Annotated in this window: 15 protein-coding genes and 1 pseudogene; 11 read left to right on the plus strand and 5 right to left on the minus strand. The window is 66.6% G+C overall.

Going from position 1 to position 23,960, the window contains the following annotated elements:
* Positions 1-175: 175 nt before the first annotated feature.
* Positions 176-493, plus strand: coding sequence for a hypothetical protein (locus AA0Z93_RS21880; RefSeq protein ID WP_413046922.1), 318 nt, complete (start codon positions 176-178; stop codon positions 491-493).
* A 129-nt stretch (positions 494-622) separates the two neighbouring features.
* Here the strand turns inward: AA0Z93_RS21880 and AA0Z93_RS21885 are convergent, their stop codons facing one another.
* A complete protein-coding gene (locus AA0Z93_RS21885) occupies positions 623-1,066 on the minus strand; it encodes a winged helix-turn-helix transcriptional regulator (RefSeq protein WP_413046921.1) in 444 nt (147 codons plus the stop codon).
* Positions 1,067-1,185: 119 nt separating this feature from the next.
* On the opposite strand from AA0Z93_RS21885, the gene AA0Z93_RS21890 reads away from it, so the two are divergent.
* Positions 1,186-1,956 (plus strand): SDR family oxidoreductase, encoded by a 771-nt coding sequence (locus AA0Z93_RS21890; protein ID WP_413046920.1) that lies wholly within the window; start codon positions 1,186-1,188, stop codon positions 1,954-1,956.
* Between the two features lie 318 nt (positions 1,957-2,274).
* Complete coding sequence (tri1, locus tag AA0Z93_RS21895) at positions 2,275-3,291, plus strand: ADP-ribosylarginine hydrolase Tri1 (protein ID WP_413046919.1); 1,017 nt, start codon at positions 2,275-2,277, stop codon at positions 3,289-3,291.
* A 225-nt stretch (positions 3,292-3,516) separates the two neighbouring features.
* On the opposite strand, the gene AA0Z93_RS21900 is transcribed toward tri1, so the two are convergent.
* Positions 3,517-4,338: a DUF2314 domain-containing protein gene (locus AA0Z93_RS21900; protein ID WP_413046918.1), complete on the minus strand. Its 822-nt coding sequence runs from the start codon at positions 4,336-4,338 to the stop codon at positions 3,517-3,519.
* Between the two features lie 373 nt (positions 4,339-4,711).
* Here AA0Z93_RS21900 and AA0Z93_RS21905 point away from each other — a divergent pair, with 373 nt between their 5' ends.
* The gene (locus tag AA0Z93_RS21905) at positions 4,712-5,188 is read left to right on the plus strand and encodes an RcnB family protein (RefSeq protein WP_413046917.1); all 477 of its coding nucleotides are present in this window, start codon (positions 4,712-4,714) and stop codon (positions 5,186-5,188) included.
* A gap of 244 nt (positions 5,189-5,432) precedes the next feature.
* Here AA0Z93_RS21905 and nirD read toward each other — a convergent pair whose 3' ends face one another.
* Together nirD and nirB are read right to left on the minus strand one after the other, a co-directional pair.
* On the minus strand, positions 5,433-5,834 hold the full coding sequence (nirD, locus tag AA0Z93_RS21910) for a nitrite reductase small subunit NirD (protein WP_413046916.1): 402 nt from the start codon (positions 5,832-5,834) through the stop codon (positions 5,433-5,435).
* Positions 5,834-8,386 carry a nitrite reductase large subunit NirB gene (gene nirB, locus AA0Z93_RS21915; protein WP_413046915.1) on the minus strand — a complete coding sequence of 851 codons (2,553 nt, stop codon included), beginning with the start codon at positions 8,384-8,386 and terminating at the stop codon, positions 5,834-5,836. The genes nirD and nirB overlap by 1 nt, the downstream gene beginning before the upstream one ends.
* 790 nt (positions 8,387-9,176) lie before the next feature.
* Between nirB and AA0Z93_RS21920 the strand changes: the two genes are divergently transcribed.
* The 6 genes from AA0Z93_RS21920 (at position 9,177) to cobA (ending at position 20,329) form a co-directional block, all read left to right on the plus strand.
* Complete coding sequence (locus tag AA0Z93_RS21920) at positions 9,177-13,427, plus strand: molybdopterin-dependent oxidoreductase (RefSeq protein ID WP_413046914.1); 4,251 nt, start codon at positions 9,177-9,179, stop codon at positions 13,425-13,427.
* 297 nt (positions 13,428-13,724) lie between these two features.
* A complete protein-coding gene (locus tag AA0Z93_RS21925; protein ID WP_413046913.1) occupies positions 13,725-14,924 on the plus strand; it encodes a CmpA/NrtA family ABC transporter substrate-binding protein in 1,200 nt (399 codons plus the stop codon).
* A 12-nt stretch (positions 14,925-14,936) separates the two neighbouring features.
* A complete protein-coding gene (locus AA0Z93_RS21930; RefSeq protein WP_413046912.1) occupies positions 14,937-15,512 on the plus strand; it encodes an ANTAR domain-containing response regulator in 576 nt (191 codons plus the stop codon).
* A gap of 969 nt (positions 15,513-16,481) precedes the next feature.
* Entirely contained in the window at positions 16,482-17,693 is a 1,212-nt protein-coding gene (locus AA0Z93_RS21935; RefSeq protein ID WP_413046911.1) for a nitrate/nitrite transporter, read from the plus strand.
* Between the two features lie 6 nt (positions 17,694-17,699).
* Complete coding sequence (locus AA0Z93_RS21940; RefSeq protein ID WP_413046910.1) at positions 17,700-19,367, plus strand: protein kinase domain-containing protein; 1,668 nt, start codon at positions 17,700-17,702, stop codon at positions 19,365-19,367.
* 143 nt (positions 19,368-19,510) lie between these two features.
* Positions 19,511-20,329 (plus strand): uroporphyrinogen-III C-methyltransferase, encoded by an 819-nt coding sequence (gene cobA, locus AA0Z93_RS21945; protein WP_413046909.1) that lies wholly within the window; start codon positions 19,511-19,513, stop codon positions 20,327-20,329.
* A gap of 236 nt (positions 20,330-20,565) precedes the next feature.
* On the opposite strand, the gene AA0Z93_RS21950 is transcribed toward cobA, so the two are convergent.
* The gene (locus tag AA0Z93_RS21950; RefSeq protein WP_413046908.1) at positions 20,566-21,873 is read right to left on the minus strand and encodes a serine hydrolase domain-containing protein; all 1,308 of its coding nucleotides are present in this window, start codon (positions 21,871-21,873) and stop codon (positions 20,566-20,568) included.
* A gap of 1,551 nt (positions 21,874-23,424) precedes the next feature.
* On the opposite strand from AA0Z93_RS21950, the pseudogene AA0Z93_RS21955 reads away from it, so the two are divergent.
* Positions 23,425-23,940, plus strand: a pseudogene (locus AA0Z93_RS21955) (methyl-accepting chemotaxis protein); the annotation flags it as partial.
* Positions 23,941-23,960 lie beyond the last annotated feature (20 nt).

The following is a 23,960-nucleotide window of genomic DNA, read 5'->3' on the forward strand; positions in this document are numbered from 1 at the left end:
GCCGGTGCACCAAGACATCACGTGGAGGCACACCGATGGGCGGCTCTGGCCATACGCCTGGCGAATGCCTATAAGGTCGCTGCGCCATGACCCGGCACTGGCAGAGGTCGCGACCCGCTGCCCGTTACCGCGTCCAACCGACGCACCCACGTCCCCCTTTTCACAGGACCGCACCATGTTCAAAACGCTCATGCCCGCTACCCTGCTCGCCCTCTGCTGCCTGGCCCTGCCGGCCTGCACGCAAGACAAGCTGCAGAGCGACAGCGACTACCTGCAAGACCGGGCCGCGTCGCTCAACCTGTGGATCGACAAGCAGGCACGGGCCAACGCACTCACGCAGCAACAGGCCGAGGAACTGCGTCTCTCGGTAGGCCAGGTACAGACCCGCGCAGGCAACCTGCAAGCGCGCAACGGCACCATCACACGGGCCCAAGCCGATGCCTTGAACCAGACGCTGACGGACGTCGAACGGGCGTTGCGTGGCGAAGACTGAGCTCGTCTGGAACGGCTCACGCGAGGCGCGGTTCGGTAATGCCGTTCAGACAAGACGAAACAGTGTTATTTGGGGCTGTAAAGCGGTCCCAGTCGCTTGAGTGAACAGCATTATGGGTCGAGGGGGTCTCTATACCGTTGGCCCATCGTCCTGTGCTTTGGCCTGCGCCTCGTAGGCCGCCCGCGACGCCTCGATCGTCTGCCGGTGGCGCTCGGCCCACAACCACACCCCGCAAAACGCTTCCCCCAGGCTCATGCCCATTTCCGTCAGGCGGTACTCCACTTTCGGCGGCACCACCGGGTAGACGGTACGCACCAGCAGCCCATCGGCCTCCATCTGCCGCACGGTCTTGGTCAGCATCTTCTGGCTGACGTTGCCGACCTGCGCCGCCAGTTGGGTGAAGCGCAGGCAGCCCTGCTCGGCGAGCGCTTCGATCACCAGCATCGTCCACTTGTCGGCCACCCGGCCGATGATCTCGCGCACCAGGCGGTCCAGTTCCGGGTCGACCTTGTCGTCGCCGTGGGGCCAGGTGGGGCTGCGTCGGGCGGGCTGGGTGGGGTCGTCGATGCTCATGGTTTCCTCGGGGTAAGTACGGCACTTTCCGGCGCCTACTTCCTCACGCCGCGCCAGCAGCCTAGGGTAATGCATGTCGCTTGACGACGAGCGACCTACTCCACATCGCGAGGCTCGACATGCAAACCACAGGCAATACCCTTCTGGTCACAGGCGGCGGCAGCGGCATCGGTCTGGCACTGGCCAAGGCCTTTCTGGCGCTGGGCAATGAGGTGATCATCGCCGGGCGCCGCGAAGCGCTGCTGCAGCGCGAGGTCGCGGCCAACCCCGGCTTGCGCTACCAAGTGCTCGACGTCAGCGACGCGCACGACACCCAGCGCGTGGCCAAGCGCCTGATCGCCGACTACCCCGGGCTCAACGGCGTGATCCACGCCGCCGGCATCATGCGCGGCGAATCGCTGACCGCAGGCGGCGCCAGCGAACTGGAGGCCACGGTGGCCACCAACTTGCTGGGCCCGATCCGCCTGGATGGCTGGCTGCTGCCACACTTTCTCAAGCAGCCCCACGCAGCCATCGTCACGGTGTCGTCGGGGCTGGCCTTCCTGCCATTGGCGCTGACGCCGAGCTACTGCGCGACCAAAGCGGCCGTGCATTCCTACAGCCAGTCGCTGCGCTACCAGCTCAAGGACACCGCCGTGCGCGTGCACGAACTGGCCCCGCCCTACGTGCAGACCGAGCTGATGGGCGAGCGCCAGGCCAACGACCCACAGGCGATGCCGCTGCGCGAGTTCATCGAGGAGGTGATGGGCATCTTCCAGCATGCGCCCGAGGCGGACGAAATTCTGGTGGAACGGGTCAAGCCCCTGCGCTACGCCGAGCGCGGGGAAGATTACGGGGCCTTCTTCAACACCTTCAACGACCAGATGACCGCAGCGCGCCAGGGCGAGTGACCTGGCAGGCCGAGCGTAAGCACCCGAGGCAGAAGAAATCCTGGTGGAGCAGGTCAAGCCGTTGCGCTTCGCCGAGCGTGGTAGCGATTACCCGACCATCTCCGAACGCTTCAACGACCCAATGGCCGCAGCATGTCAGGTTGAGCGCAATAGGGGCAAAAACGGCGCGAGGCGGCGTTGACCTGGAAAAGATCACCCATCGCCCCCACCTCTCCTGGCATCGGTCGATGCGAACCCCACTCGACATCGACACCTTGCGCCGTCCTGGCCTACCCAATGCCACGGCGAATCTGCCACCACTTGCTGGAAAGGACGCCCATGATCGATCTACGCAGCTCTCAAGACACCTTGAACATTTACGCTTCACGCTACCAGCACCTGCTCCCCAGCAATGCGCATCACAGCCTTGCCACCCGCGCCTGCACGCTGACCGACGCCCAAGCGCTGGACCGCGCCCAGGGCGCCCTGCTGGGCCTGGCCATCGCCGACGCGGTGGGCACCACGCTGGAGTTCCAGCCCCGCGACCGCAGCCACGTGCAGGACATGGTCGGCGGCGGCCCCTTCCAGCTCAAGCCGGGCGAGTGGACCGACGACACCAGCATGGCCTTGGCCCTGGCCGACACCTACCTCAGCCAGGGCCGCTTCGATTACGCCACCTACGCCGAAGGTTTGCTGCGCTGGTACCAACGCGGCGAGAACAGCGCCAACGGCCGCTGCTTCGACATCGGCAACGCCACCCGCGAAGCGCTGCATGGCTGGCAGGCGCAGGGCCGCGACTGGCCCGGCAACCGCGAGGCTTCCAGCGCCGGCAACGGTTCCTTGATCCGCCTGGCGCCCAGCGCGATCTTCCACCGCCATTCGCTGCCGGCCACCTGGCAGGGCTGCGCAGCGCAGAGCGAGGTCACCCACCGCGCCGAAGAAGCGGTGCAGTGCTGCCAGTTGTTCGGTGCGCAGTTGCATCTGGCCTTGAACGGCGCGGACAAGCACGAAGCCTTGGCGCCCCTGGTCTGTGCGCTGTCGGCACGCCCGCTGTTGATCAACGCCGGGGAGTACAAGGACAAAACCCGTGACCAGATCCGCTCGTCCGGGTACGTGATCGATACGCTGGAAGCGGCCCTGTGGGCGGTCTGGCACACGGACAGCTTCCGCGACGCGGTGCTGCTGGCCGCCAACCTGGCCGACGATGCCGACAGCGTCGCGGCTACCGCCGGGCAATTGGCCGGGGCGCTGTATGGGGTGTCGGGTATGCCGCCCGAGTGGGTGGCGAAGGTGGCCTGGTCGCAGCGGATTCGGGATTTGGCGACGCGGTTGTTCGAGCGGGCGCCGTTGGGCTGAGGGCTTGGCGTTTCGAACGATGGGGGTGGCGTGGGGGCATACTTTGCGCTGAGCCATGACTGCCTCCGGGCCAGTGTCGATCGTTGAGCAATAGGGCGTTTGGCAGCCGGATGGCCTCAATCTACCCCACACCGGCTGAACGCGGTGCCTGGACTAGGGCCGCGCTGCGGCCCCAATAATCACTGCTTCAACTCAACTGACCGGCATTGGCCCGTAAGCCGCGTTTCAAGCCTCGCCGCGCAGCAGGCGCGCCACCCTGCCCCACCCGGCATCCTGCGCCAACTGCGCTGCCGTTTGCCCGCCGTCGGTACGTGCCGAGGCGTCGGCGCCGTGCTGCAACAGGCTGCGTACCACCGGGTAATTGCCCGCCAGTGCCTGGTGATGCAGCAACAGCCAGCCGGCTTCGTCGGCTTCGGTGATCATACTGGGGTACTGGCGCAGGCCTTCTTCGACCTTCTCCTGCATGTTCACCGCCATGGGATGGTCACCTGCGTCCAGCGCTTCGAGCACCTGACGGTCGTAGGGCGTGTCCAGCCCGCGAGACAGCACGGCCTCCGCCTGCCCCTCGGCGGCCGGCACCAAGCGGACCGTGCCAGGCTCGCCGAAATCCAGCCCCCAGGCCGCATCGTGCTCGGCGCGTTCCTGGTCGGACATCTCGCTGCGCAGCACATCGATGGTGAAGCCGCCGCAGACCTCGCCCTGGCTGACGTACATCCAGTCGTTGAGGCTCGAGAACGGCAGCGTCACCCACTCCGACTCGGCGTACTCGGTGACCCATTCCGAGGCGTTGAGCAGCACCCCGCTGATGGACGCGCCGTCGAAATCGACCTCGCTCAGCCACATGTTCTCGACGCTGGGCGCCTCCGGATCGTCGCTGTCGACCGGGAAAGACATCTTCACAGCCGCCACTTCCAGCGCCGGGACGATACGCCGTGCCTCCCACGACAATTCGCGCCAGAAGAACCTGAATGTGGCTTGGGCGTTGCTGACGGCGGTCTGGAACGCGGCGCTCTGGCCGTCGGCGGAATAGATGGGGCGGTCGCTCATGGGGGACATCCTTGAAAAGGTTTCGGGTAGCGGACATGGCTCGAAACGGCCACCGCTGGCGTGCCGGTCTGACCCATTTTTGGAGCTTACCCGAGCGTAAAGTTCAAAGCGGCTGCAGCGCGCCTTTTCCTTGCCTTCGCGCAGGCCCAACCCCGATGCCGGCCACTTGAGTGATCAGGCCCGCCTAGCAGCCCCGAACAAGGCGGTTACGGCTGAACTGACTGACGCCAGGCTTTACCCGTTCTTTACCTCCTGCTGCCGATACCTTGCGCAAAGCCATGGTCATAATTGCCGAGCCTGCGCTGCGCCTAACCTGCCAGCCGGCGACGAGGCGCAGCCATGCGGCGCATTTGAATTCTGCAAGGAACATTCGATGAAAAAGAACCTGACTGCGCTGTGCACGATGTTGATGCTGGGCATGCCGCTGGCCAGCTTCGCCCAACCGGGCGGCGGGCCGGACAACGGCCCAGGCGGTCATCAAGAGGGACCACAACAGGGCCAGCAAGGCCGCGGGCCGCAGCAGGGCCAACAGCCTGGGCACGCGCAAGGCCAGCAGCCACGCTCGCCGCAACAGCCAGGCCACGCTGGTCGCAACGACCATGGCGGCCACCCCGCCTACCGCGACGCCAACTTCAGGCCGCAGGCCGGCATGCCAGTGCCCCACCAGCAGTGGCAGCGTGGCCGCATCGTCGAGCCGCAATACCGCGACGACCGCTATTGGGTCACCGACTGGCGCGCACGCCAGCTGTCCGCACCGCCGCCCGACCACCGCTGGTTGCACATCAACGGCGACTACGTGCTGGTGGCGATTGCCACTGGGGTGATCACCAGCATTCTGACGGGCTACTGAACCGTTTCCAGCCAGGTGCCGGCACGCTGCAAGCAAGCAGCGCGGCACGCTGCAAGCAAGCAGCGCGGCACCTGATCCACAGCAGCGCTGCCATCATGGCCCGGCGCTCCTCCCTAAGCCGCTCCTGCACCGGTAACAAGCTCTGTTGAAGCGAACGGTTCGGCGCTCCGGTCAGTCGCGATGGTCGGCGTAGCCGGCCAAGCGGCCTTGACACCATTGACTTGGCATCAGCGCCCCCGCTGAATCAGGCTCGCCGGTCGGTCGTAGGTGAAAGACAGTCGGCGTCTACCTCCACATCATCCCCGCATAGCCGCGCAGGCCACACCCGCAACCGCTCCGTCGGCGCCTCCACGCACACCCCGTCGTGCAATCCGAAATGCTGTTTGTACAAGGGCGCCGCCACCACCAGCTTGCCGGCTATGCTGCCGATCAGCCCACGGCCGATGACGTTGGCGCCCGAGCGTGGGTCGCGGTTGTCGAGGGCGAAAACCTGGCCCTCGCCCTGCTCGCCCGGCAGGTAGAACAAGGCGATCTGACGGCCGCCCAGCAGCGCGACCACGCCGGAATGGGCGACCAGGTCGCGGCGACCGCACACCCTGCTCCAACCGTTATCCGTTTCGACCCGCAGTGCATTCATGCCAGGCATCAGACCACCTCCGTCGCATCGATCAGGTTCATTTCTTCCGCCCGTGCCGGCCGGCGCTGGCCACGCTCCTTGACGAACTGCACGTCCGGGTCGGCACCGCTGGCGTTGACGAAGGTGCGGAAGCGCTTGAGTTTCTCCGGATCGTTCAGGGCGTTGGCCCACTCGCATTCGTAGCGGTCGACCACCAGTTGCATCTGCGCTTCGAGTTCGCTCGCCAGGCCCAGGCTGTCGTCGATCACCACGGCCTTGAGGTAGTCCAGCCCGCCTTCGAGGCTTTCGCGCCACACCGAGGTGCGTTGCAGCTTGTCGGCGGTGCGGATGTAGAGCATCAGGAAGCGGTCGATGTAGCGGATCAGGGTCTCGTCGTCCAGATCGGTGGCGAACAGCTCGGCATGGCGCGGGCGCATGCCGCCGTTGCCGCTGATGTAGAGGTTCCAGCCGTTTTCGGTGGCGATCACACCGACGTCCTTGCTCTGCGCCTCGGCGCATTCGCGGGTGCAGCCCGACACGGCGAACTTGAGCTTGTGCGGGGCGCGCAGGCCCTTGTAACGGTCCTCGATGCGCAGGGCCATCTGCACGCTGTCCTGCACGCCGTAGCGGCACCAGGTCTTGCCGACGCAGCTTTTCACCGTACGCGTCGACTTGCCGTAGGCGTGGCCCGTTTCGAAACCGGCGGCGATCAGCTCGGCCCAGATGTCCGGCAGCTCGTGCAGCTGGGCGCCGAACAGGTCGATGCGCTGGCCACCGGTGATCTTGGTGTAGAGGTCGTATTTCTTCGCCACTGCGCCGATGGCGATCAGGCCGTCGGGGGTGATTTCACCGCCAGGGATGCGCGGCACCACCGAATAGGTGCCGTTCTTCTGCATGTTGGCCATGAAGGTGTCGTTGGTGTCCTGCAGCGGCACCAGCCACGGCTCCATGATCGGCCGGTTCCAGCACGACGCCAGGATCGAGCCGACCACGGGCTTGCAGATGTCGCAGCCCAGGTGGCCTTTGCCGTGGCGGGCCAGGAGTGCGTCGAAGGTCTCGATGCGTTCGACACGCACCAGCGAGTACAGCTCCTGGCGGGTGTAGGCGAAGTGTTCGCACAGGCTCTTGTCGACGCTGACGCCACGGGCCGTCAGCTCGTGTTCGAAGACCTGCTTGAGCAGGCCGGCGCAGCCGCCGCAACCGGTACCGGCCTTGGTCTGGCACTTGAGGCTGGCAAGGTCGCTGCAGCCGCCGTCGATGGCGCTGCAGACCGCGCCCTTGCTGACGTTGTGGCATGAGCAAAGGGTGGCGGTGGCGGGTAGTGCGTCGACGCCCAGCGCCGGTGCCGCCTCGCCCTGCGGCAGGATCAGCGACGCGGGGTCGGCGGGCAGCGCGAGGCCGTTCTGGATGTATTGCAGCAGGGTGTCGTAGTAGCTGTTGTCACCCACCAGCACGGCGCCGATGGCCTGTTTGCCGTCGGCGGAGACGACCAAGCGCCGGTAGCTGGCAGTGGCCTCGTCGATGAAACGGTAGCTGCGCGCCCCGGCGCTGGCGCCTTGGGCATCGCCGATGGAACCGACGTCGACACCCAGCAACTTGAGTTTGGTGGACATGTCGGCGCCGGCGAACGAGGCGCTGTCCAGGCCACAGAGCTGCGCGGCCACGCTGCGGGCCATCTGGTAACCCGGCGCCACCAGGCCGAACACGCTGCCGTTCCAGGCCGCGCACTCGCCGATGGCGGAGATGTGCGCATCGCTGCTGCGGCAGGCGCCGTCGATGGCGATGCCGCCGCGCGCGCCCAGCTCGAGGCCGCAGGCCTTGCCCAGCGCGTCTTGCGGGCGGATGCCAGCGGAGAACACCACCAGGTCGGTTTCCAGAAATTCGTCGCCGGCGAAATTCATGCGGAAACGGTAGTCCTCGCCGGCGGTGATCGACTGGGTGCTGCGCGACAGGTGCACCTGCACCCCCAGCGCTTCGATACGCGCCTTGAGCGCCACCCCGCCGGCTTCGTCCAACTGCACCGGCATCAGCCGAGGCGCGAATTCCACCACATGGGCTTCCAGGCCCAGGCTGCGCAGCGCGTTGGCCGCCTCCAGCCCGAGCAGGCCGCCGCCGACCACCACGCCGCGACGGGCGTTGCCGGCCGCGGCGCGAATGGTGTCGAGGTCGGCCAGGGTGCGGTAGACCAGACGCGAATCGCCAGCCGCCCCCTCGATGGGCGGCACGAAGGGATAGGAACCGGTGGCCATGACCAGGTGCGCATAGGGCACGCAACCGTTGGCGGTGATCACCTCCTGGCGCGCGCGGTCGACCTCCAGCACCGGCACGCCCAGGTGCAGGGCCACGCCGCCACGTTGGTAGAGCGCGGCATCGCCCAGGGCCAGGGACTCGGCGTCGCGCCCGCCGAAGTATTCGGACAGGTGCACGCGGTCGTAGGCGCGTAGCGGCTCTTCGCTGAACACATGGATGCGGTAGCGGCCCAAGGCCCCGCCTTCCACCAACTGCTCGACGCAGTGGTGGCCGACCATGCCGTTGCCTATTACCACGATGTTTTGCAGATCACTCGCCAATTCGCTGTTCATGGAGCACCTCTCGAGGCCGATCCGGTTGTTTCGAAGCAAAAAAAACGCCTGGAACCAGAAGGTTCCAGGCGCCATTGCCTGTTCTCGCTGCCGACCCGTAGGCCTGGCGCAGTCATTGTTCCTTGGGCCGCAGGGGGCCGGACGATCGCCGTTGATCGACAAGGTGGTCCGCTGGCACTGTGCAGCGGTTGTGGGTTGGTATGCAGTGGTTGTGCCAGAAGTCCGAAGATTTGCCTGCAAGGGTGGGTGACGGTATTGCTAGGTGGGATTTCAGTGGGTGCTTTATTGGGGTTTTGCAGGCATTGGGCCGGCGCTGCCGGCCATTGCGGCTAAAGCCGCTCCTACAGGGGAATGCGTGTCCTTGGAGTGGTCGGTTTTACGCTCTGATTAGCCGCAATGGCTGGCGCTGCCGGCACGATTCTGCCAAGTCTCAGGGTGTTCTTCAGGCCTCGCGCTGACACTCACGGGGGCTTTCAGCCCCACGGCCGCCTAGGCCTTTTCATGTGCCAAAACGGTGCAGATCCGCCAGTGTCGCCCCAGCACGAAGCGCGCATCACGACCCATAAACATATTTTGCAGAGGCGCCCTGCGCAGGGGGATCACAGCGGCGCGGCCTTCATACGCGCTTCGACCTGGTGTTGGCCCAGCCATTGCTACACCCAGGCAAAGGCCGTCAACGACGATGGCCGTTCTTCCAGGCAATACCTCACGACAAAGGCGCCGTGCAGCTCCCGTTGAAAAACGCAGGAGCGGCATGGCGCCTTAGTCGTTTGCGCAAGAGAGCACCGCCATGACCGATACCCTGCTCGAGCCCAGCAAGACCGTGCGCAGCGTCTGCCCCTACTGCGGGGTGGGCTGCGGCATCGTCATGCAGGTGGAACACGGCCTGATCGTCAAAGTCTCGGGCGACAAACAGCACCCGAGCAACGCCGGACGCCTGTGCACCAAAGGCAGCACCTGCGCCCTGCCGGTGGCCGACGCCGGGCGCATGCAACATGCCTTCATGCGCGAGCAGCGCCAGCGCGACCCGGTGCGCGTCGGCATCGACCAGGCCATCGAGGCCACCGCCAGCCGCTTGCGCGCCATCGTCGACGAACACGGCGCGGACGCCTTCGCCTTGTACGTCAGCGGGCAGATGTCGCTGGAGGCGCAATACCTGGCCAACAAGCTGACCAAGGGCTTCATCCGCAGCCAGCACATCGAGTCCAACTCGCGCCTGTGCATGGCCAGCGCCGGCAGCGGCTACAAGCTGTCGCTCGGCGCCGACGGTCCGCCCGGCGCCTACGACGACTTCGAGCACAGCGACGTGTTCCTGGTGATCGGCGCGAACATGGCCGACTGCCACCCGATCCTCTTCCTGCGCCTGCTCGACCGGCTCAAGGCCGGGGCCAAGCTGATCGTCGTCGATCCGCGGCGCACCGGCACCGCCGACAAGGCCGACCTGTACCTGCAAGTCGCCCCCGGCAGCGACCTGGCCCTGCTCAACGGCCTGCTGCACCTGCTGGTCAAGGATGGCCTGACCGACCCCGCCTTCATCGCCGATTTCACCGAAGGCTGGGAAGTGATGGAGGACTTCCTGCAGACCTACACCCCAGCCTACGTGGCCCAGGCGACGGGCCTCGCCGAGGCCGACATCCGCCAGGCCGCACGCTGGATCGGCGAAGCGAACAACTGGATGAGCTGCTGGACCATGGGCCTCAACCAGAGCGTGCAAGGCACCTGGCACACCAACGCGCTGTGCAACCTGCACCTGGCCACCGGTGCCATCTGCCGCACCGGCAGCGGCCCGTTTTCGCTGACCGGCCAACCCAACGCCATGGGCGGCCGCGAAATGGGCTACATGGGGCCGGGCCTGCCAGGCCAGCGCTCGGCGCTGGTGGCCGAAGACCGCGCCTTCATCGAGCGGTTGTGGGGCCTCGAGGCGGGCAGCCTGCGCACCGAAGCGGGCAACGGCACCGTCGACATGTTCCGCGCCATGGCCGTCGGCCAGATCAAGGCTTGCTGGATCATCTGCACCAACCCGGTGGCCAGCGTGCCCAACCGCCAGCAGGTGATCGACGGGCTGCGAAAGGCCGAACTGGTGATCACCCAGGAAGCCTTCCTCGACACCGAAACCAACCGCTATGCCGACATCCTCCTGCCCGGCGCGCTGTGGGCCGAGGCCGAAGGGGTGATGATCAACTCCGAGCGCAACCTGACCTTGACCCAGCAGGCCGTGCCGCCGCCGGGCGAGGCCTTGCCGGACTGGCAGATCATCGCCCGGGTCGCGTGTGCCATGGGCTATGCCGAGGCGTTCAGCTACCGCGACGCGGCGGAGGTGTTCGAAGAAATCAAGCGCACCGCCAACCCCAAGACCGGCTACGACCTGCGCGGCGCCAGCCATGCGCGCCTGCGCCAGCAGCCGCTGCAATGGCCCTGCGCGACGGCCGAGACGGCCGTGCGCAACCCGATCCGCTACCGCCCGGCCGGCAGTGCCGAACTGCGTTTCCCCACCGCCAGCGGCAAGGCGCAGTTCTTCGCCAGACCGCACCTGGCGCCCGCCGAGCGGCCTGACGACGAGTTCTCCTTGGTGCTCAACACCGGGCGCGTGCAGCACCAGTGGCACACCCTGACCAAGACCGGCAAGGTGCCGGCGCTGAACCGCCTCAACCCCGGACCCTTCGTCGAAATCCACCCCAGCGATGCCGAGCGTTTGGCCATCGAGCCAGGCAAACCGGTGCAGGTGCGCTCGCGGCGGGGTATGGCGGTGCTGCAGGCGGTGCTCAGCGACCGCGTGCGGCCGGGCAATTGCTTCGCGCCCTTCCACTGGAGCGACGTGTTCGGTGAGGGCTTGGCGGTCAATGCCGTGACCAGCGATGCGGTCGATCCGCTGTCGTTGCAACCGGCCTTCAAATACTGTGCCGTGGCGCTGCAACCGGTGCCCGACGCCGAGCCGCCCGCAGCGCTGCCTGCCACGGACACGAGCTTGGCGTACGCCCCCATGCAGATCGATCACCTCGCCCGCCTGTTGAACCTGCCGGCCGCCGCGCCCTTGACCCTGGACGCTGACGCGCAGGCTTACCTGCACGGCTATCTGCTGGGCTTGCGCAGCGCCGAGGCTACGCACGGCGGCGTGCCGACGATCCCCGAGCAGGCGCCCCTGGCCGCCGGGCAGCGGCTTCTGCTCAATGGTCTGCTGGCCGGAATCTTCTCCCGTGCCGGGGGCGCCCATGCCGGCATGGCCGGAACGCTCGCCCGTGCCGAGGGCGCCGAAGCCGATGCGGCCGCAGGACTCCCCCGTGTCCAAGGCGCCGAGGCCAATGCGGGCGCAGCACTCTCCCGTGCCGTACCCGCTACCGAATGGCTGGTGCTCTGGGCCTCGCAGACGGGCAACGGCGAGACCCTCGCCGCGCTCTGCGCACAGCGCCTGGACAGCGCCGGCCAGCGCGCCCGGGTGCGGGCCATGGACAGCGTCGAGCTCGCGCACTTGCGCAGCGCCGCGGGCGTGCTGCTGGTGGCCAGCACGTTCGGCGACGGCGACCCGCCGGACAACGCCGTCGCCTTCTGGGAAACGCTGGCCGACGCTGCGCCCGACAGCTTGCGCGACAGCCGCTTCGGCGTGCTGGCGCTGGGCGATTCCAGCTATCGGCAGTTCTGCGGTTTCGGCCGCAAGCTCGACGAGCGCCTGGCCGCGTTGGGCGGCGAGCGTATCCAGCCGCGCCTGGACTGTGAGCCGGACTATCAGGCGCCGGCCGAAGAGTGGCTGGTCGAACTGTGCGGCAAGCTGGGCGCGGTCGGTTCCGAGGGCGCCATGGCGGCCGCGCCGATTTCTTCGACATCCTCGACTTCTCCGACGTCCCCGACTGAAGGCGCCGTGGCCGCCACTCGAGCCTCTCCCGCTTGCGTGGCCTCTACGGCCCCCACGGCCGCCAAGGTCGCCCGCAACCCCTATACCCGCGCCCACCCGCTGCACACGCGCCTGCTGTCGAACCGCCTGCTCAACGGCGAAGGCGCCGAAAAGGAAACCCGGCACCTGGCGTTCGACCTGGCAGGACATCAATTCCCCTATCGCGCAGGCGATGCCCTGGGCGTCTGGCCGATCAATGCGCCAGCCTTGGTGGAAGAGGTGCTGAGCCTGATCGGCGTGGACGGCGACACCCCCGTGCAGCTCGCCGATCAGCCGCCCATGCCGCTGCGTATGGCCCTGGGCGAGCGCCTGGAAATCGCCCGCATCGGCCCCGACCTCCTGCGCCGGGTCGCGGCCCAACCCGGCAACGAGCGGCTGGGCGCCCTGCTCGAAGAGGACCGACACGCCGCCTTGCAAGCCTGGCTGTGGGGCCGGCAGTTGCCCACCCTGCTGCGCGAATTCCCCCTCGTGCTCGACGCGCAGCAGTGGGTACGCCTGCTCAAGCCGCTGCAACCGCGGCTGTACTCGATCAGCTCGAGCCCGGCCCAGACGCCCGACGAAGTGCACCTGACCATGGCCACCGTGCGCTACCGGCACGAAGGCCGGGAACGCGGCGGCGTGTGCTCGACTTTCCTCGCCGACCGTGCCGGCGAGCACGGCGTGCGCATCTACCTGCAACCGTCCGCGCACTTCCATGTCCCGGAGCATCCCGAAACACCGCTGATCATGATCGGTCCTGGCACCGGTATTGCACCGTTTCGAGCGTTCTTGCAGGAGCGGCAGGCGCTGGGCGGCAAACGCAACTGGTTGTTCTTCGGCGAGCAGCGCGCGCGCACCGACTTCTACTACCGCGAGGAACTGCGCGACTGGCAGCGCAACGGTGTGTTGCAAAAGCTGGACACGGCGTTCTCCCGCGACCAGGACGAGAAGGTCTACGTGCAGCACCGCATGCTCGAAGCGGGTGCCGAGCTGTGGCAATGGTTGGAGCAAGGCGCCCATGTGTGCGTGTGCGGCGACGCCGCGCGCATGGCCAAGGACGTCGACGCCGCGCTCAAGGCGATCGTGCAGCGCCACGGCAAGATGAGCGCTGCGGCGGCCACGCTGTATGTGAGCGACATGAGCAAGGCACGGCGGTATTTGCGCGATGTGTACTGAAGACGATTGAGGCATGTGCGAAGGCGGGCAATAGGCGTTTCGGGTCGTTTGCCAAGGGCGGCACACTCAGGCAGTCGAGGCGTTGCGATCTGGCAGCGAAAGCGGCAGGGGCTCGATTGGGCCGGCAGTACCGGCCGCTTCAGTTTATCCCTGAGGGATACATGTCTTTACAGGAGCGGTGGTTCGACGCTCTGACCAGCCGCGCTGGGCCGCGACGTGCCCCCTGAAAGGACAACCGGAACACCGATCCTGCGTCAGCATTTCACTTTTCAAGCGACACCGATCAGGAATCACACCGTGAGCGACACCTCCACCACGCTTTCCCCTCCCCTGGCCTGGGTCGCCGGCAGCGACGCCCCGGAAAAGCACGTGCTGAACGTCGGCTTCATGCCGCTCAGCGATGCGGCATCGGTGGTGGTCGCCGCCACCCAGGGCTTCGCCCAGCCCTACGGGCTGACCCTCGAACTGCACCGGCAAACCTCTTGGGCGGGTGTCGCCGACAAGCTGGCGAGCGGCGAGCTGGATGCCGCGCACGCCTTGTACGGCATGGTCTATGCCATCGAACTCGGCCTCGGCGGCGCGCCGGCCACGGACATGGCCGTGCTGATGGGGCTGAACCAGAACGGCCAGAGCATCAACCTGTCGCAAGCGCTGACGGCCGCCGGCATCACCCATTCCGCTGCGCTCGGCCGACACGCCGCCGAGGCCGGTGGCAAGCTCACCTTCGCCCACACTTTCCCCACCGGCAGCCATGCCCTGTGGCTGTACTACTGGCTCGCCAGCCAGGGCATCCACCCCTTGCACGACGTCAACAGCGTGGTCGTCCCGCCGCCGCAGATGCTCGCGCACTTGCAGGCGGGGCGCATCGACGGCTTCTGCGCGGGTGAGCCCTGGAGCGCCCACGCCGTGGCGCTGGGCCAGGGCTGCACGGTCGCCACCAGCCAGTCGATCTGGCCCGACCACCCTGAGAAGGTGCTGGCCTGCACACGGGCCTTCGTCGAGCAGAACCCGAATGCCGCCCGCGCCTTGCTGATGGCCGTGCTGGACGCCAGCCGCTTCATCGAGGCCAGCGCACAAAACCGTCGCAGCGCTGCACAGCTGATGAGTGGCCGCGAGTATCTCGACCTGCCGCTGAGCAGCATCGAGCCGCGCTTCATGGGGCTGTACGACGATGGCCGGGGCCACCAGTGGCAAGACGATCACCCGCTGCGCTTCCACAACCAGGGCGCGGCGAACGTGCCCTACCTCTCCGACGGCATGTGGTTCATGACCCAGTTCCGCCGCTGGGGCCTGCTGCGCGACGACCCGGACTACCGCGCCGTGGCCAGCCGGGTGCAACGGCTCGACCTCTACCGCGACGCCGCAGGCGCGCTGGGCATCGCCGTGCCGGCCAGCCCTCTGCGCCGCTCGCAACTGCTCGACGGCAGCGTGTGGGACGGCAGCGATCCAGCCGCCTACGCACGCAGCTTCGCCCTGCATGCCCGCCACGCTCGCTGACCGGAGGTCTAGATGCTGCGCATTCTGCTGATCAACGACACCTCGCGCACCGGCGGTCGCCTGCGCACCGCGTTGAGCGAAGCGGGTTTCGACGTCATCGACGAATCGGGCCTGACCATCGACCTGCCCGCCCGGGTCGAAGCCGTGCGCCCGGACGTGGTGCTGATCGACACCGAGTCGCCCAGCCGCGACGTGATGGAGCAAGTGGTGATCGTGACCCGCGACCAGCCGCGGCCCATCGTCATGTTCACCGACGAGCACGACCCCGGCGTGATGCGCCAGGCGATCAAGGCGGGCGTCAGCGCCTACATCGTCGAAGGCATCCACGCCCAACGCCTGCAACCGATCCTGGACGTGGCCATGGCGCGCTTCGAAAGCGACCAGGTGCTGCGCGCGCAGCTCCACGCCCGCGACCAGCAACTGGCCGAACGCAAACGCATCGAGTTGGCCAAGGGCATGCTGATGAAAATGAAGAGCTGCGGCGAGGAAGAGGCCTACACGCTGATGCGGCGCCAGGCGATGAGCCGGCAGCAGAAGCTGATTCAGGTGGCGGAGCAGATCATAGCGATGAACGAGTTGTTGACCTGAATGGGTTGGGAGTTGGTTGTTGGCAGTTGGCAGTTGGCAGTTGGCAGTTGGCAGTGCACCAGGATGCGGCACGAGTGGCCCATGAACGTGCAGATTTGATTGTTTCAATGGGGCGTGTGGAGTTGCCTTCTCAGTTAAGCGGCCTTATGCCCGGAGTGACTCAAGATACTCATCACTTAGTAAATAGCGAACCTGTTTGGCTTCGCCCGTGAAAGTCGTAACCCCGAGCCAACGGCAGGCCCGGCCCTATCGCGGCTAAAGCCGCTCCTACAGGGGATCGCAAAAACCTGTGGGAATGGCCGGTTCGACGCTCCGATCAGCCGCGCAGCGCAGCGCAGCCATCCCAACCCAAACCCACCATCCCCACCCGCAGACCAAACTCCCTGTAGGAGCGGCCGGCCGGCGCCCCGGTTTAGCCGCGATGGGCGGCGCAGCCACCCCAACCCAAAACCACCATCCCCACCCGCAGATCAAAGTCCCTGTAGGAGCGGCCGGCCGGCGCCCCGGCTTTAGCCGCGATGGGCGGCGCAGCCACCCCAACCCAAAACCACCATCCCCACCCGCAGATCAAAGTCCCTGTAGGAGCGGCCGGCCGGCGCCCCGGTTTAGCCGCGATGGGCGGCGCAGCCGCCCCAGTCCAGCCCACACCACCTCAACCGGCAGACCGCACCCTGCGCACGAGCGGTTTCATTCGCCCCCGTAGGCACAGCATGTCTTTTGTCCCCCCAGATATCTGTAACGGCCTACCCACCGCCCAACAGCTTTGGCACACAACCTGCTTCCACTCCATCACAGGTAGCCAACGGCGGTTGCCCCATCCCCGACAAAGACGTCGCATGCCCGTTCGCGAAAGCGGACTCGGCATGGCGACGTCTTTGCGTTTCTGGCCTCGCGCAACGAGGCGGTGGAGCAGCCGTAGGGCTCGCCCACCTGCAAGCCCACAACCCCAATTGCAGATGAGGTGCTGGAATGAACAAGAGCTTCTGGAAAGCCGGACACACCCCCACGCTATTCGCCGCGTTCCTGTACTTCGACCTGAGCTTCATGGTCTGGTACCTGCTCGGCCCCATGGCGGTGCAGATCGCCACCGACCTGCAACTGACCACCCAGCAACGCGGCTTCATGGTCGCCACGCCCATTCTGGCCGGGGCGATCCTGCGCTTCGTCATGGGCATGCTGGCCGATCAGCTGTCGCCGAAGACGGCCGGCATCATCGGCCAGGTGATCGTCATCGTCTCGCTGCTCACGGCCTGGCAGCTCGGCATCCACAGCTACGAGCAAGCCTTGCTGCTCGGCGTGTGCCTGGGCATGGCCGGCGCTTCGTTCGCCGTGGCGTTGCCGCTGGCTTCGCAATGGTACCCCGCCGAGCACCAGGGCAAGGCCATGGGCATCGCCGGCGCCGGCAACTCCGGCACCGTGCTGGCCGCCCTGGCCGCGCCGGTGCTGGCCGCCGCCTTCGGCTGGACCCAGGTGTTCGGCCTGGCGCTGATCCCGCTGGTGCTGACGCTGATCCTGTTCGCCGTGCTGGCGAAAAACGCCCCCAATCGCAGCAAACCCAAATCCATGGCCGACTACTTCAAGGCCTTGGCTGACCGCGACAGCTGGTGGTTCATGTTCTTCTACAGCGTCACCTTCGGCGGCTTCATCGGCCTGGCCAACGCTTTGCCCGGCTACTTCCACGACCAGTACGGGCTGAGCCCGGTGACCGCTGGCTACTACACCGCCGCCTGCGTGTTCGGCGGCAGCCTGATGCGTCCCTTGGGCGGCGCGCTGGCAGACCGCTTCGGCGGCATCCGCACGCTGCTCGGCATGTACGCCGTCGCCGCCGTGTGCATCGCGGCGGTGGGCATGCACCTGTCCAGCTCCATCGCCGCCCTGGCGCTGTTCGTCAGCGCCATGCTCGGTCTGGGCGCCGGCAACGGCGCGGTGTTCCAACTGGTGCCGCAGCGCTTCAACCGCGAAATCGGCGTGATGACCGGCCTGATCGGCATGGCCGGCGGCATCGGCGGTTTCCTGCTGGCGGCAGGCCTGGGCGCCATCAAGCAGAGCACCGGCGACTACCAGCTGGGCCTGTGGCTGTTCGCGAGCCTCGGCGTGGTGGCCTGGTTCGGGCTGTGCGCCGTCAAGCGCCGCTGGAGGACCACCTGGGGCTCGGCGGCCTTCACCGCCGCGCGGGTCTGAGTCGCCATGCCCTTGCACCTGCGCTACGCGCACAGCAGCGCCAGCGGGCCGCGCGCCGAGAATCAGGACGCCACGCGCCTGGTCAGCCCGGCCGCGTCGCTCGCGGCCAGCAAGGGCTACCTGTTCGCCCTGGCCGACGGTGTCAGCCAGTGCGCCGACGGCGGCCTGGCCGCACGCTCCACGGTGCAGGCCCTGGCCCACGATTACTACGCCACCCCGCAAACCTGGGGCGTGGCCCAGGCGCTGGATCGCCTGCTCCTCGCGCAGAACCGCTGGCTGCACGCCAACGGCGGCGGCCAGCCCCTGCTCACCACCCTCAGCGCGCTGGTACTGCGCGGCCGACGCTTCACCCTGGCGCACATCGGCGATTGCCGGGTGTACCGCTGGTTCGAAGGCCAGTTGCAGCGCTTGAGCGAAGACCACGTCTGGAGCCAGCCGGGCATGCAGCACGTGCTCAAGCGCGCCATGGGCCTGGAGCAGCATCTGGTGGTGGACTACCGCGAAGGCGAGCTGCGCGCAGGCGAAGGTTTCCTGCTGGTCAGCGACGGCGTCTGGGCGACCCTGGGCGATGCATCGATCGCCAATGTGCTGCGCGACGAACCCGATCTGCAACGAGCCGCCCAGGCCCTGGTGACCGCCGCCCACCTTGCCGGCAGCCAGGACAACGCCAGCGCCGTGCTGGTACGCGTCGACGAACCGGGCGAAGCCAGCCTGGGCGATGCCCTCGAGCAGATGGAGCAGTGGCCGCTGCCCCCGGCCTTGAAGCCGGGGCAACGCTTCGAAGGCTGGCAGGTCGAGACGCTGCTGAGCCACTCGCGGCAATCGCTGCTGTACCGCGTGCGCGACACACAACAGCAACCCTGGCTGTTGAAAACCCTGCCCGCCCGTTGCGACGGCGACAACGAAGCCGGCCAGCGCCTGCTCCAGGAAGAATGGTTCCTGCGCCGTGTGGCCGGGCGCCACTTTCCCGAAGTGCACCCCGCCAGCGAGCGCCAGCACCTCTATTACCTGATGCGCGAGCACCCTGGCCTGCCCCTGGCCGAGCACCACCGCCAGCACGGCACGCTGAGCCTGGCCCAAGGCCTGGACATCGCCCTGCACCTGCTGCGGGCACTGGGCATGCTGCACCGGCGCAACATCCTGCACCGCGACATCAAGCCCGACAACCTGCTGCTCGGCGAAGACGGCGACGTGCGCCTGCTGGATTTCGGCCTGGCGTACTGCCCGGGGCTGTCCGCGCACATCCCGGGCGAACTGCCCGGCACACCCAACTACATCGCCCCGGAAGCCTACGCCGGCGCCGCGCCGAGCGTGGCCCAGGACCTGTACAGCGCAGGCGTGACCCTCTACTTCCTGCTGACCGGCCACTACCCCCACGGCGAGATCGAAGCCTTCCAGCGCCCCCGCTTCGCCACCCCGGTACCCGCCAGCCGCTACCGCCCCGACTTGCCGGAATGGCTGGTGCACAACCTCGACAAAGCCCTGGCCACCGACCCGCTGGAGCGCTTCGAAACGGCTGAAGAATGGCGCCTGGCGCTGGAGCACGGCGAGCAACAACCCAGTGCGCGGTTGCGTCCGCTGCTGGAGCGTGAACCGGTGAAGGTGTGGCGCACGCTTGCGCTGCTGTCGCTGTTGCTGAATGGACTGCTGTCGATCTGGCTGCTGCGTGGATAGGCAGCCTTGTGGACGTCACGCGCACAGCCGCCCCGCGCTATCCGCGCTTGAATGCGCCGCCGCTGACCTGGTCATCGGACAAACAATGCATCTGTTGAAAGACCGCACCCGACGGTCCCCATACCCCTGATGAGGAAACACCCATGAACGCAAAAGTCTGGCTGGTAGGCGCCGGCCCCGGCGACCCGGAGCTGCTTACGCTCAAGGCCGTGCGCGCCTTGCGCGGCGCCGACGTGGTGATGATCGACAGCCTGGTCAACCCCGCCGTGCTCGAACACTGCCCCAACGCCAAGGTCATCGGCGTCGGCAAACGCGGCGGCTGCCGCTCCACACCCCAGGCCTTCATCCAGCGCCTGATGCTGCGCTATGCCCGCCAGGGCAAGTGCGTGGTGCGCCTGAAAGGCGGCGACCCCTGCATCTTCGGGCGCGGCAGCGAAGAGGCCGACTGGCTGCGCGACCACGGCATCGAAGTCGAACTGGTCAATGGCATCACCGCAGGCCTGGCCGGCGCCACGCACTGCGACATCCCCCTGACCCTGCGCGGCGTGGCCCGGGGCGTGACCTTGGTGACGGCGCACACCGAAGACGACAGCGCTTTGAATTGGCAGGCGCTGGCGCAGAGCGGCACCACGCTGGTGGTGTACATGGGCGTGGCGAAGCTGGAAGACGTACGCCGGGAACTGCTGGCCGGAGGCATGGCCGGCGACACACCTGTGGCGATGATCGAAAACGCGTCGCTGCCGCAGCAGCGGGCGTGCTTCAGCGACGTGAGCGGTATGCAGGCAGCGGCGCTGGCGTTCCAGCTCAAGGCGCCGGCGGTGATGGTGATCGGGCAGGTGGTGGCCCAAGCCAGCACGCGAGCGGCGCTTGGCAGCCTCGAACCGTTGGCGGTCGGTGATACCCGGTGGCTGTCGGGCGAAGCGCCCTTGGCCGATCCGCTCATCTGTGCCGCGGGCGGATAGCGCTTCGTCGACCGCAGGCGATCGACGCTGACTGCGCACCGCCTCGCCAGGCCGCTCGTTCGGGCTTGCCCATCGCCTGCCGTTCGCGATGCGTACGGGCCTGGAGCTTGCCGGATGGAAGGCCACTGACCCGTTGCACCCGATGCGAACGCGAAGGCCACCGGGCCGGTATAGGCCTGGAAAGCGCTTCAAGCAGCAGCCTTCGATGGGAGATATCGAGCCCTTTTGTAAAGCGCTCAAACCTCCAGGAAGGCCTCAGCGACTGTCTTGCGTTCGGCATCGAAGTCGACCCAGACCGTGCAGGTCGCATCGTTCCCGCACGCCTCATAGGTACAACTCAAGCGATCGCCGTTTGGCTGGTAGCTCGTCATCCGCAGTGAGAAATCGCCTTGGAACAGATCGCTGGTTTGCACTTGTTCGGTGATCTCGCCCCTGTCTTCAGCGTCGTCGAACACCGCACGCTCCGCCTTGCCGGACACGATGCCAAGCAAAAACTGCCGTAAGCGATGCGCCAGTGCAGAGGCTTCATCCGCCGGCGCCGAGTGTTCGGTAAGACGCAAATTGGACGAATAGCGCTCGGCCACCCCGTCGACGATCGTTTCGATGTCCACATCGGCCAGATTGGCCAGGGCGACGATGGTCACGCCATGCCGATCGTAACGACGAAACCCCGCGACGAACCCTTGCCAACTGCCCAGGTGCCCATAGACCGGATGCCCGTCGACACTGGTTGCCAGGTCCCAACCCAACCCATACGGATAGCGCTGGCCGCTACTCAGCTTGCCGCCCTTGAACACCTCGCCCCATGAGGTCGCAGACAGCAGAGCCCGTCGAGCCACGACCGAGTCCCACTTCGTCCAGTCCTCCAGACTGAGGTACAGCGACCCGGACCCCAGCCTGTTGGCATCCCTGGAGACGGGCGCCTGGTTGCATACCTGATCGTCGACAAGCTCATACCCCGCCGCTCGATGCAGCACGATGCGCGACTCGTCGATCATGCACGCCGTCTCCATCCCGGCCGGCTCGAAGATCCGGCTGCGCAGGAACTCGCCCAAATGAATACCCGCGACGCGGGTGACCAGAATGCCCAGCAACGAGTACCCCAAGTTGCTGTAATGCCAACGCCGTCCCGGCGCGAACTGCAAGGCTTGTTCGTAGGCATGGGCCACATACGCCTCGTCCGTGAACGGTCGGCTGACATCGACGCAGTCTTCACCCAACCCGGACGTATGGTTGAGCAGATGCCTGAGCGTGATCGTCCGCCACGGCACCGGCGCCTCGGGAAAATGGTCGGACAGTACGTCGTCCAGCGTGACGAGTTGGTCTTCCACCAGCAGCATGACGGCGGCAGCGGTGAACATCTTCCCCACCGAACCCGACTGGAAAAGCGTGTGTGGGTAGACCGGCACAGCGTGCTCGAGATTGGCCCTGCCGTAGCCTTGGTAGTGCTTCAACTCGCCGTTTTGGATGATGCCCAGGCTCAGGCCTGGGATTCGTTGGCGCTGCATTTCATCGGTGATGAAGTGCTCGATGGTGCGGTGCATGATCGTGATTCTTCGAAATGGATACGGTGGAGCGGGTTCATGAAAGCTCATGCCTGTTGCGGCTCTTCGCCGTCAAGCACGCGGGAGATTACGGGCATCATCTGCGTCATGTCATCCGGCACGGAAATGGAGACACCCAGGGTTCGTATGAAAAGTCGCCGAGCGGCGATCAAGCAAGGCCGATGGCGGCCCCGCGAAAACCGGCGGGGGTGCCTGGCCGAGGAAGCGGAGTCTGCTGGTTGTGAATGGGAATTCCGGCGGGGCCGGCCTTCCGGCCCGCTTCCAACGCAGCCCGATCGTCGCGCAGGCACTCACCTACAAAGCCTCGGTAATGCTGCAGATGCAAGGTGAAAGTGCGCTTCCTATAGCCACCTTCCAACGTCGCCGCGCCTTCGCCCATCAGCCGGTGACTACCACTGCCGCTGCCGGCCTAAAGCCCCACAGCAAAACGCCGATAGCCTCTTACCATCCCCCAATCCCCACCCCCTACACCCAGTTCACTGCCCGCATGCCCGTCTGGCACGTCGCATGCTTGCCTGGCCCTGGCCAGCCCACATGGAGTACGAGTGAATGCCTGCGCCTGTCCGTTTCACCGAGCACTACCGCAAAGCCGACCGCATCATGCTCGCCCTGATCTGGCTGATGACGCTGTTCTCCCTGATGCTGTCGTTCTGGCACGACACGCTGCTGCAAGCACTGCTCATAGGCGGCGGCACCGGTGCGGTGCTGACCCTGGCCTATCGCGTCATCGGCGGCACACGCTTGATGCGTTGTGGGCTCGGGGTCGGCCTGATGGTGATGGCGGCGTTGCACATCAACCAGGCCCAGGGTGTCATCGAATCGCACTTCGGCATCTTCGCGTTGCTGGCGGTGCTGACGTTCTACCGCGACTGGCTGCCGATCCTGGTGGCCGCCGTCACCATCGCGGTGCACCACGTGCTCTTCCATGCCCTGCAGCACCAGGGTTTTCCGGTGTTCGTCATGGACCATCACGGGGGCTGGAGCATGATCTTCGTGCATGCGTTCTACGTGGTGATGGAGACCGTCGCCCTGCTCTACCTCGCGGTGCACAGTCACAAGGACGCGGTGGAAAGCCAGGAGATGCTCGAGAAGATGCTCGCCGTCACCACCCAGTTCAGCGGTGAGGCCATCGAGGGCAGTCCGGGCAAAGTTCATGTTTCACTGACGACACGTTTCGAGCACTTTCTGAACCAGCTCACCGCCCTGATCGACGGCGTCGCCCACGATTCCCACGGCCTCGGCCAACTCGGCCAGGAATTGGCCCACGCCAGCGGCACGCTGGAAAAAGGCGCGCACCACCAACTCGCGGAAATCGCCCAGATGACCGACGCCATGCAACGCATGGAAGGCGCCATGGGGCAGATCAACCAACACGTGGAGCATGCCGTCGAACATGCGGGGCTAGCCAGCCAGCAAGTCCTCCGTGGCCAGGAAAGCGTCGGCCGCGCCGGGCAGGAAATCAACCAGCTCGCGACCCGCCTGCACGACACCAACGAGACGGTGCAGGGGCTGGCCTCACAAGCCGAGCACATCGGCTCGGTGCTTGAGGTCATCAGCAGCATCGCCAGCCAGACCAACCTGTTGGCGCTCAACGCTGCCATCGAAGCCGCCCGCGCCGGTGAGCAAGGGCGCGGGTTTGCCGTGGTCGCCGACGAGGTACGCAGCCTGGCGCAGCGCACGGCGGTGTCGACCCAGGAGATCAAGACGATGATCGAACGCTTGCAACACGGCAGCCGGCAAGCGGTCAAGGCCATGGGCGAGAGCCGCCAGGGCGTGCAGCGCTGTGTGGAGGACAGCCAGCTGGCCGTGGCGATGCTGCAGGCGGTGGGCAATGACATTGCCCAGATCGATCGGTTGAACGGGCAGATCGTGTCGACCACCCGTGAGCAATCCACGGCGAATGTGGAGATGGTGGGACGGCTGCAATCGGTGCAGAACATCGCCCAGAACACGGCTCAGGACGTGGAGATGCTGGCCAGGAACAGCGAACGGTTGCCGCCGATCGCGGTGCGGCTGGATGCGCTGGGGCGACGTTTTCATCAGTGAGTGGGCACGGCGTGGAGAAG

This window comes from Pseudomonas phoenicis, assembly GCF_047302395.1.
Lineage (GTDB): Bacteria > Pseudomonadota > Gammaproteobacteria > Pseudomonadales > Pseudomonadaceae > Aquipseudomonas.

Bases quoted from the DNA above. Each gene is read 5' to 3' on its own strand.
- AA0Z93_RS21880 (WP_413046922.1), top strand. From the start codon at position 176: ATGTTCAAAACGCTCATGCCCGCTACCCTGCTCGCCCTCTGCTGCCTG.
- AA0Z93_RS21885 (WP_413046921.1), bottom strand. From the start codon at position 1,066: ATGAGCATCGACGACCCCACCCAGCCCGCCCGACGCAGCCCCACCTGG.
- AA0Z93_RS21890 (WP_413046920.1), top strand. From the start codon at position 1,186: ATGCAAACCACAGGCAATACCCTTCTGGTCACAGGCGGCGGCAGCGGC.
- tri1 (WP_413046919.1), top strand. From the start codon at position 2,275: ATGATCGATCTACGCAGCTCTCAAGACACCTTGAACATTTACGCTTCA.
- AA0Z93_RS21900 (WP_413046918.1), bottom strand. From the start codon at position 4,338: ATGAGCGACCGCCCCATCTATTCCGCCGACGGCCAGAGCGCCGCGTTC.
- AA0Z93_RS21905 (WP_413046917.1), top strand. From the start codon at position 4,712: ATGAAAAAGAACCTGACTGCGCTGTGCACGATGTTGATGCTGGGCATG.
- nirD (WP_413046916.1), bottom strand. From the start codon at position 5,834: ATGCCTGGCATGAATGCACTGCGGGTCGAAACGGATAACGGTTGGAGC.
- nirB (WP_413046915.1), bottom strand. From the start codon at position 8,386: ATGAACAGCGAATTGGCGAGTGATCTGCAAAACATCGTGGTAATAGGC.
- AA0Z93_RS21920 (WP_413046914.1), top strand. From the start codon at position 9,177: ATGACCGATACCCTGCTCGAGCCCAGCAAGACCGTGCGCAGCGTCTGC.
- AA0Z93_RS21930 (WP_413046912.1), top strand. From the start codon at position 14,937: ATGCTGCGCATTCTGCTGATCAACGACACCTCGCGCACCGGCGGTCGC.
- AA0Z93_RS21935 (WP_413046911.1), top strand. From the start codon at position 16,482: ATGAACAAGAGCTTCTGGAAAGCCGGACACACCCCCACGCTATTCGCC.
- AA0Z93_RS21940 (WP_413046910.1), top strand. From the start codon at position 17,700: ATGCCCTTGCACCTGCGCTACGCGCACAGCAGCGCCAGCGGGCCGCGC.
- cobA (WP_413046909.1), top strand. From the start codon at position 19,511: ATGAACGCAAAAGTCTGGCTGGTAGGCGCCGGCCCCGGCGACCCGGAG.
- AA0Z93_RS21950 (WP_413046908.1), bottom strand. From the start codon at position 21,873: ATGCACCGCACCATCGAGCACTTCATCACCGATGAAATGCAGCGCCAA.